At 74.1% G+C, this 12,124-nt stretch carries 12 protein-coding genes; 6 read left to right on the top strand and 6 right to left on the bottom strand.

The annotated features are described in order from the left end of the window. Positions 1-57: 57 nt before the first annotated feature. Entirely contained in the window at positions 58-711 is a 654-nt protein-coding gene (locus G9H72_RS13365; RefSeq protein WP_166171871.1) for a hypothetical protein, read from the top strand. A 29-nt stretch (positions 712-740) separates the two neighbouring features. Here G9H72_RS13365 and G9H72_RS13360 read toward each other — a convergent pair whose 3' ends face one another. From G9H72_RS13360 to flgN, 6 genes are all read right to left on the bottom strand, one after another. After that, complete coding sequence (locus tag G9H72_RS13360) at positions 741-965, bottom strand: hypothetical protein (protein WP_166171869.1); 225 nt, start codon at positions 963-965, stop codon at positions 741-743. Between the two features lie 41 nt (positions 966-1,006). Next, positions 1,007-1,291, bottom strand: coding sequence for a carbon storage regulator CsrA (csrA, locus tag G9H72_RS22460; protein WP_166171867.1), 285 nt, complete (start codon positions 1,289-1,291; stop codon positions 1,007-1,009). A gap of 114 nt (positions 1,292-1,405) precedes the next feature. Further along, positions 1,406-1,876, bottom strand: a complete 471-nt coding sequence (gene fliW, locus G9H72_RS13350; protein ID WP_331272280.1) for a flagellar assembly protein FliW — start codon at positions 1,874-1,876, stop codon at positions 1,406-1,408. Positions 1,877-1,908: 32 nt separating this feature from the next. Next, complete coding sequence (gene flgL / locus G9H72_RS13345) at positions 1,909-2,799, bottom strand: flagellar hook-associated protein FlgL (protein WP_166171863.1); 891 nt, start codon at positions 2,797-2,799, stop codon at positions 1,909-1,911. A gap of 6 nt (positions 2,800-2,805) precedes the next feature. Beyond that, complete coding sequence (gene flgK / locus G9H72_RS13340) at positions 2,806-4,206, bottom strand: flagellar hook-associated protein FlgK (protein WP_166171861.1); 1,401 nt, start codon at positions 4,204-4,206, stop codon at positions 2,806-2,808. Positions 4,207-4,273: 67 nt separating this feature from the next. Beyond that, positions 4,274-4,756 (bottom strand): flagellar export chaperone FlgN, encoded by a 483-nt coding sequence (gene flgN / locus G9H72_RS13335; protein ID WP_166171859.1) that lies wholly within the window; start codon positions 4,754-4,756, stop codon positions 4,274-4,276. A gap of 255 nt (positions 4,757-5,011) precedes the next feature. Here flgN and G9H72_RS13330 point away from each other — a divergent pair, with 255 nt between their 5' ends. The 5 genes from G9H72_RS13330 (at position 5,012) to G9H72_RS13310 (ending at position 12,011) form a co-directional block, all read left to right on the top strand. Next, the gene (locus G9H72_RS13330) at positions 5,012-5,914 is read left to right on the top strand and encodes a sigma-70 family RNA polymerase sigma factor (protein ID WP_166171857.1); all 903 of its coding nucleotides are present in this window, start codon (positions 5,012-5,014) and stop codon (positions 5,912-5,914) included. Between the two features lie 95 nt (positions 5,915-6,009). After that, complete coding sequence (locus tag G9H72_RS13325; protein ID WP_166171855.1) at positions 6,010-6,765, top strand: phosphocholine cytidylyltransferase family protein; 756 nt, start codon at positions 6,010-6,012, stop codon at positions 6,763-6,765. Between the two features lie 32 nt (positions 6,766-6,797). Further along, positions 6,798-8,522 (top strand): CDP-glycerol glycerophosphotransferase family protein, encoded by a 1,725-nt coding sequence (locus tag G9H72_RS23035; protein ID WP_166171853.1) that lies wholly within the window; start codon positions 6,798-6,800, stop codon positions 8,520-8,522. Next, the gene (locus G9H72_RS13315) at positions 8,519-9,763 is read left to right on the top strand and encodes a hypothetical protein (protein WP_166171851.1); all 1,245 of its coding nucleotides are present in this window, start codon (positions 8,519-8,521) and stop codon (positions 9,761-9,763) included. The genes G9H72_RS23035 and G9H72_RS13315 overlap by 4 nt, the downstream gene beginning before the upstream one ends. Before the next feature lie 100 nt (positions 9,764-9,863). Next, on the top strand, positions 9,864-12,011 hold the full coding sequence (locus G9H72_RS13310) for a glycosyltransferase (protein ID WP_166171849.1): 2,148 nt from the start codon (positions 9,864-9,866) through the stop codon (positions 12,009-12,011). The last annotated feature ends 113 nt before the right edge of the window (positions 12,012-12,124 follow it).

The raw sequence follows: 12,124 nt of genomic DNA, 5'->3' as shown, positions 1-12,124 counted from the left end.
GCCCGGCGACGCGCGACGCGTCGCCGGGCCGGCCGCTCGACGGGAAGGACGTCCCACATGCCGGCACAGCGGGCGGCCCGCGCCCCACGGCGCCCGGAGGCACCGGCCGCGCCCACGGACGACCGGGCCGGGCCGCGCCGCGCCTGGCTCGTGGCGGCCCTCGTCGCCGCGGCCCTCGTCGCGGTCCTGGTGGCCGTTCCGCTGTCCCGGGGCGACGACGAGCCGTCGGTGCAGGAGCGCGTCGCGGAGCTGTCGGCCGCCGAGGCCCAGCGTGAGGCCGCTCAGGTCGACGAGCTGACCCTGCTCGCGGGCGACATCGCCGGGCAGCTCACCCCCGTGGCGCAGGGCCTGCTGGCGCAGCGCTCGACCGGCCCGACGCCTGCCGACCAGCTCGAGGAGTGGCGGCAGGTGGCCGAGCAGCTCGCGGCGCGCTTCGCGGCGGCCCCGTCCGGTTCGTCGAAGGCCAACGTGGCCCGCACCGCGCTGCGCACCAGCGTGGAGCTGTACCTGTCGGCGGTCCGCGCCGAGCAGCTGGCCCGCGGCGACGACCGGGCCGGCGAGGGGCTCGACCGGCTGGCCGCGGACCTCGCGGCGCAGGCCTCACGCAGCTGGGGCGTCGCGGCCACGCAGATCGACCTGCTCAACGTCGAGCAGGGCAACGGCCACGTGCACCTGTCGTTGACGGAGGAGACCTCCTTCGACCACGGGTGACCCGGGCCGCGGCCGCAGGACCAGCCGGCTCAGGGCTCGCGGAAGACGGGCGTGTCCGGGTCCGGCTCGTTGTCCCCGCCCGAGGGCGGCCCGTCCACCAGCGGCGCGTCGTCCGCGGCGGCGAGCGCCTCGGCGACCGCCTGGTCGTCGTCGGACGGCGGCAGCGGGATGGAGCCCAGCCCCGGCTCGCCGGCGTCGCTGCCGGTCTGCATGCCGCTGTCGGGGAGCTCGCTCTCGGTGCGCGGGTCAGCCATGACCCGCTCCTGCCCAACCGGGCGCAGGTGTACGCCGGGGGTCAGGCCGTGGGGTTGCCGGCGTTCCCGGTGGCGGGGGCGTCGGCCGCCGGCCCGCGGGCGGCGATGCGCGCTGCGATCGCGGCCACGGCCGCATCGGAGGTGGCGGCCGCCGCGGTGCGGTTCTCCTCGCGCAGCTCGCGGTAGACCTCCTCGCGGTGCACCTGCACGCTGCGCGGGGCGGCTATGCCCACGCGGACGACGTCGCCCCGCACCTCGAGCACGGTGACGACGACGTCGTGGCCGATGACGACGCTCTCACCGGCACGGCGGCTCAGCACCAGCACAGGACGCTCCTCTGGTCGCGGGGCAGATCGAAAGGCAAGGATGTCAGGCATTCGGTGAGGACGCAGAAGCCCGCCCCGGCTGGGGCGGGCTCCGGCGTGTCGGGCATGTGCCGGTCAGGCGAGCGGCGCGCGCAGCGGCAGGTCGCTGCCGGTGAGCACGACCTGCGTCGCCCGGTGGCTGCGCAGGTTGACGACGACCGGGGCCATGAGGTTCACGGTCGCCTGCTCCACCGTCTCGCCGGGGGTGACGACGAGCAGCACCAGGGCGTCCTCCGCGGCATCGAGGCCGAGCTCGGTCGCGGCCTCGTCGTCGATCTCCGGCGCGTAGTCCGGGAAGAAGAGCCCGGGCGGCATGACGACGAAGCGCAGCTCCTCGTGCTCCAGGGAGCGCAGCGAGTACGCCGTGCCGGCGTCGTCGAGGCGTACGAGCGCGAAGTGCCGGGCCTCGGGGAAGCCGGGCAGCCCGGACGGGAACTCGAGCGAGGGCAGCTCCTGCTGCGCGGGCGAAGTAGCGGTCACCTGGGCGTCCACGCGGCCATCGTGCCCTACGCCCGTCCGGACGATCTCGAGGGTGCTGTCTGCCACGCCGGAGCCCTTTCGCGCGGAGAGCGCTGTCGTCATCGCAGGAAGTCCGTCAGCGAGAGCTGGAGGACCTTGCTGGCCGTGCCCAGGGCCGCCTGGTAGGCGACCTGCTGCAGCTGGAGCTGGACCGTCGCCTCGGCGATGTCCACGCTCTCGATCTCGTTGAGCCCCTTGTTGAGCGTGAGCTTGCGGTCGTCCGCACCCTGCTTCAGCGACTCGACGCGGTTGTAGCGCGCGCCGATGTCCGCCGCGCCCTTGCGCAGGTTGGTCAGGGCCTTGTCCAGCCGGGTGAGGTCGTCCTGCAGCGCGGCCGGGTCACCGGACGCGTGGTCCGCGATGTCGTTGACGATCGTGAACAGCTGCTCGTCACCCGTGCCGAAGATCTCCGGGCCGCTGCCGTCCACCCGCACCTGCACGCCGTTGGCCACCGTGCGCAGCACCTGGCCGGTGTCGCCGACGTACGAGCCGTTCTTCTCGTACGCCTTCGCGCCCGCCGTCGTGCCGCCGAAGACCGGCCGGCCGATGTACGTCGTGTTGGCGGTCTCGATCAGCGACTCGCGCAGCTGCCGGACCTCCGTGGCGATCGCGTCGCGCGCCGTCTGGCCCTGCGAGCCGGTCGACGCCGCCTGCACGGCCAGGTCCCGGACCCGGTTGGTGATGGAGAGCGAGGACTGCAGTGCCTGATCGGCGTTCCCGAGCCAGGCGATGCCGTCGTTGGCGTTGCGCGCGTACTGGGTGTTCGCCTTGATGTCCGAGCGGAACGACATCGCGGCCGAGGTCCCCGACGGGGAGTCCGAGGGCCGGTTCACCGAGCGGCCCGTGGACAGCTGGGTCTGCAGGTTCGAGATGCGGTCGAGGTTGCCCTGCACGCCGCGCAGGGACGAGATCCCGAGCTGGTGATACGTGACGCGGGAGATGCCAGTCATCGCCGGTTACCGTCCAACCATGTTGATCAGCGTGTCGAGCATGGAGTTGATGCTGTTCATGACGCGCGCCGCCGCCTCGTAGCCACGCTGGTAGGCGAGCAGGTTCGTCATCTCCTCGTCGGTGTCGACCCCGCGGACCGCCTCGAGGGAGTCGGCCGCCTTGTTCGCGACCGAGGTCTGCGTCGTGAGCCGGGTCTGCGCGGTCTGGGACTCCACGGCCAGGTTCGCGACCAGGTCGCGGTAGGCGCCGTCGGGGCCGTCGACCTTGCCGGCGAGCGCCGCGATGCTGTTGGCGACCGCGTTGTCCAGGCGCGTGGCCGAGTCGCCCGACGCCGCGACCTTGCGCGGGTCGGTGACGAGCACGGTGATGTTCGAGCCCTTGACCGGGTTGCCGTCCGAGCTGCCGAAGAAGTTGCCGGCCGCCGGGTTGCCGTCGAGGTCGTAGCCCGTGCTCCAGATCGCGTTGACCGAGGAGGCGAGGCCCGACGCCAGGGCGTCGAGCTTCTGCGAGTAGCCCGGCAGGGTCGAGTTGAGCGTCTCCAGCGCGCCGGCCGCCTTGCCGCTGCTGACCGAGGAGGGGTAGCCGTCGGTCGCGCGGACGATGCGCAGCTGGCTGGAGGCCGTGACGTCACCGAGCTTCGCCGGGCCGTCGAGGCGCAGCGCGTCGGCGTCGGAGCCGCGGACGATCGCGGTGCCGCCGAGGTAGACGTCGACGACACCGTCCTCGCCCTGCCGTCCGGTCGCGCCGACCAGGCTCGCCAGCTTGTCGACGAGCGCGTCGCGCCGGTCCTTGAGCTCGTTGGCCGGCACGCCGGCCTGGGTGTCGCGGCGGATCGCGAGGTTCAGCTCGGCGATCCCCTTCGCGGCCACGTTGACCTCGTCGACCGTGACCGACAGCTCCTGGCGCTGCTGCTCCCACTGGTCCGACAGGTTCTTCGACGCGGCGTTGATGTTGCCGGTCAGCGTGTGCGCCTGCTGCAGGAGCGCGCTGCGCGGGGCCTCGTCGCCGGGGCTGTTCGCGACGTCCGCCCACGCGTTCCACGTGTCGGCGAGGTTCGACCCGAGCGCCGTGTCCGACGGCTCGGGGAAGACGTCCTCGATGCGCGAGAGCGAGGTGGCGACCGACTGCTGCGCGGCGAGCTTGGCCGCCTCGTTCTGGGCGCGGGCCTGCAGGAACGTGTCGGTGATGCGGTCGACGCCGACGACCTTGACGCCGTCGCCCGCGCCGTCGTACTTCGAGTACATCGCCGGCACGGCGGGGCCGCCCTGCGCCTCGAGGTTCGCGCGCTGGCGGGTGTAGCCCGGGGTGTTGACGTTGGCGACGTTCTGGCCGGTCGTCTCGAGGGCGCGGCGCTGCGCGACCAGCGCCGAGTAGGCGGTGTTGATACCGCTGAACGTGCTGCTCATCGGGGGGAGGTCCTCATCCTTCGGGGGGTCGGGTGCGGCCGCTTGTCACGCGATGTCGCTGCTGGGGTCACATCGCCTCGTCGACGAGGCGACTGAAGCGACCGGCGGCTGCGGGGGCGCCGCTCGCGGTGTACGTCTCGGCCCCGTCACCGAGTGACAGCAGGGCCTCGCGCGCCGCCCGGAACCCGCTCGTGAGCAGGTCGCGGTTGGCCTCGGCCATCGCCTGGATCTCGGCGGTGGCGGTCAGGAACGCCTGGCGGTGCTCGAGGAGCAGGGTCTTCCACGGCTCGTCGGCCGCCTCGGCCAGCTCGCGCAGGCTCGGGCCGGAGCCCAGGCCCAGCTCGACGCCGGCGGCGTCGACCTGGACCGCGCGCAGGAGCTCGGCGCGGCGTACCTCCTCGAGCACCATCTCGACCTCCTTGGTGGCCCGCGAGAGCCACCGCGTGCGGCCGGAGGCCAGGACGAGCTGCTCCTCCTCCAGCTTGAAGAGCAGGAGCTCGAGAAGCTCGCGCTCGCGCCAGAGGGTGCTCGAGACCCCTGCCAAGCTCATGTAGTCCTCCGCCTCGCGGGCCATGCGGGCCGGCCGGCCCTGACAACTGGTGCTGGGTACCGGATCGGCCTGCGGCGGGGCGACCTGAGAGTTCGTCGTCGCCCGTCCGGCGCAGGGACCCGGCCCAAATCGGGCATCGCTCTGGGCACAAGGGCCCAGCCGGGACCGGCCGTACCCCCGAAGGGAGTAGTCCCAGCGGGCGGTTCGGCCCCGGAACGCTCAAGGAACTCGGCGGTTCGCGCCGAGACCCGGGTCATGACCGCTACGCGCCACGACGCCCGCTCCTCGGCAGGCACGGCCCTCCGCTCGATCCGCACCGAGGAGCAGCTGTGCCGCGAGCACATGCCGCTCGTCGGGTACCTCGTCAGCGAGCTCCTCGGCCGGCTGCCGGCCCACGTGAGCCGTGACGAGCTCTCCTCCGCCGGGCTCGCCGCCCTCGCGCAGGCCGCCCGCTCGTACGACGACGACCGCGGGGTGCCGTTCGCCCGCTTCGCCTCGACCCGCATCCGGGGCGCCCTCATCGACGAGCTGCGCAGCTACGACTGGGCCAGCCGCTCGGTCCGCACCCGCGCCCGCAAGCGTGACGCGGCCGAGGAGGAGCTGACCCGGGTGCTGGGCCGGACGCCCACCCAGGCCGAGATCGCCGCCCACCTCGGCGTCCCCGTCCAGGAGCTCGGCTCGGTCGAGGACGACGTGCAGCGCGCGGTCGTGCTGAGCCTGCAGGGCTTCGGTGAGTCCGGCAGCCTCGACGACGTCGTCGCCGTGCACGAGCCGGCGCCGGACGAGGTGCTGCTGCACCGGGAGAAGGTCGGCTACCTGTACGACGCGGTCGACGTGCTGCCGGAGCGGCTGCGCACCGTCGTGGTCCGCTACTTCTTCGAGGAGCGGCCGATGGCGGAGATCGCGGCCGAGCTCGGCGTCAGCGAGTCCCGCGTCTCCCAGATGCGCGCCGAGGCGCTCGCGCTGCTCAAGGACGGCATCAACTCCCAGGTCGAGCCCTCGATGGTGGCCCCCGCCGCCCGCCCCGGTGGCTGCGCCGCCCGCCGGCGCGAGGCGTACTTCGCCGAGGTGGCCGCGAGCGGCGACTTCAAGGCCCGGCTGTCCGGCCGCACGCCCGCCTACGCCGCCGCGGCGTACGCGCCGGCCAACGTCGCCTGACCCGCGCGCGCCCTCGTCTCAGGTCGCGCCCGGCGACTGCCGAGCGCCCCAGTACCCCCAGAACCGGCCTTCCCCCAGCCACACCTGGAGCACCCATGGTTCCCGCCGTCCCGCCTTCCGGCCTGGACGTGGTCGTCCTCGCCGCCGGCCTCGGCTCGCGGCTGGGCGGCTCGGCCCCCAAGCCGCTGACCCCGCTGCCCGGCGGGGAGACCCTCCTCGGCCGCCAGCTGCGCCTGCTCGAGCCGCTGCGCGAGCAGGGCTGCACGTTCACCCTCGTGGTCGGGCACCGGCACGAGGAGTTCCGCGAGCGCTTCCCGTGGGCGAGCTTCGCCCAGAACGAGCGCTACGGCCAGACCAACACCGCCAAGTCCCTGCTCGTCGGGCTGGAGAGCACGGGCGCCGACAACGGGCGAGGCGCGCTGTGGCTCAACAGCGACGTCGTCTTCTCCGCCTCCTTCGCCGACACGGTGATCTCGGCCGTCATGTCCACGACGGCCAACCTGATCGGGGTGAAGCCCGGCCGGACGGCGGACGAGGAGGTCAAGTACGTCCTCGACGCCGGCGGCTGCGTCCGCGAGCTGTCCAAGTCCGTCCGCGGGGGCCAGGGCGAGGCCATCGGGGTGAACCTGGTGAGCGCCGCCACCCGCGCCCGGCTCGTCGCCGAGCTGCGCCGGGCCGACGACCGGGACTACTTCGAGGCCGCTGTCGAGGCGAGCATCACCCGCGGCGAGCGCTGGCTCGGGCTCGACCTCGGGGACCACTTCGCGGTCGAGGTCGACTTCCCGCAGGACCTCGAGGCCGCCAGCGCGTACGTGTCGGCCGAGCGCACGCCGGTCTTGACGACCCGTTAAGGTCACGCCGCCACTGGGCCGATCCAGTGAACGTGACCCCAGCCGACGCGGCCAGCCCGCTCCGCCACGCAGTCGTCGTCGAGATCGAGGACCTGGCCCTCCCGCAGGTGCAGGTCGTCGTCTCCGCGGCCGTCCAGGTCTTCACCGCGAACGACCCGGTCGAGGTCGTCCTGACGCTGCAGGGCGTCGACGAGCCCACCCAGGCCCACGCCGAGGCCGTGCAGCAGATCTGCACCGCAGCCGTGGCCGACCTCCGCGCCCTGCCCGAGGTGCTGCTCGTGGGGCAGGCGGAGGCAGAGGCCGTCGAGGCGCTGCGCCGCGTGCCCGCCGGCCGTGACGAGGCCGAGAACGCCCGCTCCATCGCGCTGCTGACACTGCTGGCGCGCGAGCTGTGGGACGCCACCGACGCGACCGCGGAGGCGCCGTCCGAGCAGGCCGCGGAACCGGCGACCGACGCAGTCCACGCCGGCCACCTCATGGTCCTCATGGCCCAGCGCGACCGCGCCCGGGTCGAGGCGGCGATCAGCCGCCGGGACGTGCTCCTCGCCCGCGACCTGACCGCCGGGCGCCGCAAGCCGCACGTCGTGCTGCTCGTCCAGCAGCGCCAGACGTGGAGCTCGGTCTCCGCGCTCTGCGCCGAGCTGGCCGCCCACCCCGACCTCGACTTCACGCTGACCGCGATCGACACCGTCGCCGACGGCACCGGCGCCAGCACCGCGCAGTTCCTGCGGGAGCAGGGCTACGACCCGCGCGACGGCTCCTGGCTCGCGAGCTTCCTCGACGACGTCGACGTCCTCGTGGTGGACAACCCCTACGACGAGTTCCGCCCCGCCGAGCTCAGCGCGACCGTGCTCGCGGAGCGGGGGGTCCGCCTGGTGTCCGTCCCCTACGGCAACAACGCGATCGACGGCGCGCTCATGACCAAGCTGCTGTGGGACCTCCCGCTGCAGCGCTTCGCCTGGCGGGCCTACCTGCCGTCGCGGGAGCAGGCCAGGCTGTACGCCGCCCACTGCGCCGCCGGGGACGCCCCGGTCCGAGTGCTCGGCTCGCCCAAGCTGGACGTCAGCCTGCGCTCCACCCCCCGGTCCTGGGGCCGGGAGCTGCGCGCTCGCGCCAAGGGACGCCGCGTGGTGCTCTGGAACCCGCACTTCCGCATGGAGGAGGGCGGCTGGTCGACCTTCCACCTCTACCTGCAGCCGATGCTGCAGCGCTTCCTGCAGCGGTCGGACCTCATGCTGATCATCCGGCCGCACTTCCGGCTCTTCGCCGACCTGGCCCTGCTCGAGGGCGGCCCCTCCCGGGTGGAGCAGACGCTGCGCCGCGTTGCGGACGAGAACGAGCACATCGTGCTCGACCTCACCGCCGACTACACCGAGGCGCTCGCGGCTGCCGACGCCATGATGAGCGACCTCAGCTCGCTCGCCACGGTCTTCATGCCCACCGGCAAGCCGCTGCTCTACCTGCGCCGGGAGGACGGGCCGGGCACCAACGCCGAGGGCGCGTACTTCGAGGCGATGTACCAGGCACGTTCCTGGGCCGACGTGGAGGAGTTCCTCGAGCTGGTCCGCCGGGGCAAGGACCCGCAGGAGGCCGAGCGCGCGGCGGCGGTCCACCGCCACTTCCCCTTCGCCGACGGGCGCGCCAGCGAGCGGATCGTCGCGGACATCGTCGACTCGCTGCGGGCCGAGCTCTTCCTCGAGGACGACGCCGTCGGCGCCGGGCTGCTGCAGGCCGCGGGCCTCCGGGGCGACCGGTGACCGCCGGCAGCGTGCTGGCCCCGCCCACCGGCCGGGCCTACGGCGGACGTGGCGCGACCACGCCGGCCCGGCCGGTCGAGGGTGAGGTGCTCAAGCTCTACGTCGACTCCACCAGCCTCTCGCTGCTCCGCCAGGTCGCCGACTTCGTCGCGTGCGCCGACCGGGAGGACGTGTTCAAGGTCGCCACCTGGCTGCGGCTCCCGCTGACCGCCGAGCAGATGGGGGGCCGCAACGCGCACTTCGTCCCGCAGACGGCTGCGGTCAGCGGCGACTTCGTCGACGTGGTCGGCCGGCTCGTCCAGGCCCGCCGGTTCGAGCGCATCGAGATCCACGCGAACCAGCACCACGCGGGCAAGAGCGTGGTCCCCCTGCTGCGCGAGCTGTGCCTCCTCGTGCCGGACGCGCGCGAGCGCATCTCGCTCGACCTCTACGACGACGGCAACATCGGCCTGCTCGAGCGCGAGGTGCTGAAGCGGCAGCGCGACCCGGAGCGGCAGGTCGCGGCCGCCGCCAACGACCTGCGCCGGGCCGTCCTCGCCCGCCAGCCCCTGCTCTGGGGCATCGCCCAGAGCTACGCCTGGCAGCACCTGTTCCCGACCCGCTACCACCTGTTGCGGCGCGACATCCTGCTGCGCGACGAGCCCGGGCGCCGGCTGCACGCGTACCTCGAGCCGTACGCCGCGGACATGAGCTTCGACGGGCTGCCGGACCTGTCGCCGCAGCAGGTCGAGCACTACCTCGGCCTCTTCGGGCTGGACGGCGAGCAGGTCGCCGGCCTCGCCGAGCTCGCGGCGGACGACAGCGCCCTGCTCTTCACGGCGACCGGCGCGTGGGACGACGAGTTCGACGCCCGGCTCGCCGCCAGCCAGATCGAGGCCATCGCCGCGCTGCGCGCCGACGGCACGATCCCCGCCGGCACCCGGCTCGCGTTCAAGGGGCACCCGGCGAACCTCGCCAACCACGCCGCGATCGCTGCGGCCCTCGGCGACGACGTCGTCCACGTCCCGGCCCGCGCCCCGCTGGAGCTCTTCGCCGTGCTCGGGCTGCTGCCGCGGCGCTACGGAGGCGTCGTCAGCTCCGCGCAGTTCACGATCCCGGCCGACCGCCTGCAGTTCCTGCTCACCGACCGCACCGCGGTCTCCGGAGGCCCGGACGCGCCGCTCCTGGACCTCATGCTCGAGTCCGGCCTGGTGTCACCCCATCAGGTGGTGCCGGTGCTCGTGCCGATGACCCTCACCTGACGGGTCCGACGACCCTCCACCCGCCTTCGCCCGCACGCGTCGAGGAGAAGACCATGCGCCGCACCCCGTACGCCCCGTCCCGCCGGCAGGTGGCCGGCCGATGAGCGCCCAGCGCCCTCCCGTCTCCGTCGTCGTGACGGCGGCCGGCCCGGTTGCCGAGCTGCTGTCCTCCCTGAAGCCCTCCCTGCGGCTGCAGGACGAGGTGCTCGTGGTCGCCGGCGCGCCGGTCGGGCCGCTCGCCGGTGCCCGGGCGGTCCGGGCGCCGGCGGGCGCCTCGCTCGCCGAGCTGCGCGCGCTCGGCCTCGCCGCTGCGCGCGGCGAGGTGGTCCTGCTCGTCGACGGCGACTGCATCGCGCCCCCGCACGCGGTGGACCAGCTGGCCGCCGCGCTCGTCGACGGGGTCGCCGCGGTCGGCCCGCGTACCGACCTCGCGGCCGGGCGCCAGCAGCTCGTGCCGCCGGTCGCGTCGGTCCAGAGCCGCAGCAGCCTCCGGGCGTTCGCTCGGGAGCAGTCCCGGCAGCTGCGCGGCGAGCACTGGGCCGCGGAGGAGCTCGCGGACCTGGTGCTCGCGGCGCGGGCCTCCGACCTCGCGCGGGTCGACGACCTCGGCGCCGGCCTCGGCGCCCGCCTGGCGGCCGTCGAGGACGGCCGCCTGGCCGTGGCGGCGGAGAGCTGGTGGTCCCACCGGGACGCGGCCGGGACGTGCTCGCTGCGCCCGGCGCAGCGCCCCCTGGTCTCGGGCTGCATGATCGTCAAGGACGAGGAGGACGTCCTCGCCGCGAGCATCTCCGCGCTGCAGGGGTTCTGCGACGAGGTCGTCGTCTACGACACCGGCTCCACCGACCGCACCGTGGAGATCGCGCGCGCCGCCGGTGCCCGGGTGGTGCCGGGGTACTGGAACGACCACTTCGCCGACGCCAGGAACCGGGCCCTGCTGCACTGCCTGGGGCAGTGGGCCTTCTTCGTCGACGCCGACGAGGTGGCCAGCGGGAGCCCGCAGGGCTTCCGGCGCCTGATGCGCGACATCCCCGGCCACGTGGGGTCGTGCGTGATCCGGCTGGAGAACGAGGTGGTCGGAGTGGGCGCCGGCAGCCAGATGCGGTCCCGCCGGATCGTGCGCACGCAGCTGGGCTGGTGGGCCGGGAGGCTCCACGAGCAGCTCATGGGCCGCGACGGCGACGTCCCCCTCGAGGAGGACATCAGCGAGGTGCGGCTCGTCCACTCCGGGTACCTGCCGAACCGCATGACCGAGCGGGACAAGTACAAGCGCAACGCGGACCTGGCCCGGCTCGCCGTCGAGGACGGGGCGCTGGCCGGTGACCCCGGTGAGGCCCTGGCCAACCTGGCCCGCTCACTGTGCTCGGCCGGCGAGGGGGACGGCGCGCTGGACGCGGCGGAGCGGATGCTCGCCACCGGCGGTACCCCGGTCAACGAGCGCCAGGCGTGCCTGGTCGGCGTGATGGTCACCATCGGACGGCGTGACTACGACGCGGCCCGGGTGTGGATCGAGCGGCTGCGCCAGCGCAGCATCGCAGGGCTGTCCGTGAGGGCGTACGAGGCCGAGATCACGCTCCGGCAGGGCGACGCCGAGCGCGCGCTCGAGATGCTGGCGTCGATGCCGGACGTCGTCGAGGACGAGGTCGGGCTCCGCCGTACCCGGGACTCCTGGCTGGGGCTGGAGGTCGACGCGGCCCTGGCCTCCGGACGGGTGCAGCGGGGCGTCGAGCGCGTGCTCGAGGTCACGGCCCGCGAGCCCGTCGCGATCAAGCTGCCCGTCCTGCTGCGGCTCTTCGCGGAGGCCGGGACGCCGATCGACCGCTACCTGGAGCTCGTCGCCGCCGACGACGTCCTGCCTCTGCTCGGGCAGGCGCTGTCGCTGCGCGACGAGGACGCCGACGAGCTGTTCGAGCGGGCGTACGCGGTGTGGCCGCAGTCGCGTGCCGTGCTCGCCGCGGCCCTGCAGGTGGCGGGGCGGCGTACCGTCCTGCGGGCGTTGGAGTGGTCCGCGCGAGCCCGCGGGCTCGGGATCACCGCCGGCTGCCCGCTGCTCGCCATCGCCGAGGACCCGGGCCGGCCGGCCCGTGAGCGGGTGCTGGCCGCCGCCGTCGCGCTGGAGTCCTTCCGGGACGACCGGGCGCTGCCGCTGTTCCTCGCCGCGGCTGACGCCGTCCCCGACGCAGAGGCGGACACGGTCACGTCCGAGCTGACCCTGCTTGCGCCGCGCGTCGTCGGCGAGCTGCTGGTCTGAGCCCAGCACGCCCGCCGGAGGGCGGCTTCCCGACCCGCGGGAGGCCGCCCTTCCCGCGTCCCGGAGCCGGCGGCACGTTCGCCCGTTGGAGTGAGGAGCGGTTCCGGGCTCAA

The sequence above is a fragment of the Motilibacter aurantiacus genome (assembly GCF_011250645.1).
Classification (GTDB): Bacteria; Actinomycetota; Actinomycetes; order Motilibacterales; family Motilibacteraceae; genus Motilibacter_A; species Motilibacter_A aurantiacus.
This window is presented reverse-complemented; position numbering and strand designations above follow the sequence as displayed.

What these genes read in the sequence shown, in the direction of transcription:
- G9H72_RS13365 (WP_166171871.1), top strand. Translation starts at nt 58, where the DNA reads ATGCCGGCACAGCGGGCGGCCCGCGCCCCACGGCGCCCGGAGGCACCG.
- G9H72_RS13360 (WP_166171869.1), bottom strand. Translation starts at nt 965, where the DNA reads ATGGCTGACCCGCGCACCGAGAGCGAGCTCCCCGACAGCGGCATGCAG.
- flgL (WP_166171863.1), bottom strand. Translation starts at nt 2,799, where the DNA reads ATGACTGGCATCTCCCGCGTCACGTATCACCAGCTCGGGATCTCGTCC.
- flgK (WP_166171861.1), bottom strand. Translation starts at nt 4,206, where the DNA reads ATGAGCAGCACGTTCAGCGGTATCAACACCGCCTACTCGGCGCTGGTC.
- flgN (WP_166171859.1), bottom strand. Translation starts at nt 4,756, where the DNA reads ATGAGCTTGGCAGGGGTCTCGAGCACCCTCTGGCGCGAGCGCGAGCTT.
- G9H72_RS13330 (WP_166171857.1), top strand. Translation starts at nt 5,012, where the DNA reads ATGACCGCTACGCGCCACGACGCCCGCTCCTCGGCAGGCACGGCCCTC.
- G9H72_RS13325 (WP_166171855.1), top strand. Translation starts at nt 6,010, where the DNA reads ATGGTTCCCGCCGTCCCGCCTTCCGGCCTGGACGTGGTCGTCCTCGCC.
- G9H72_RS13310 (WP_166171849.1), top strand. Translation starts at nt 9,864, where the DNA reads ATGAGCGCCCAGCGCCCTCCCGTCTCCGTCGTCGTGACGGCGGCCGGC.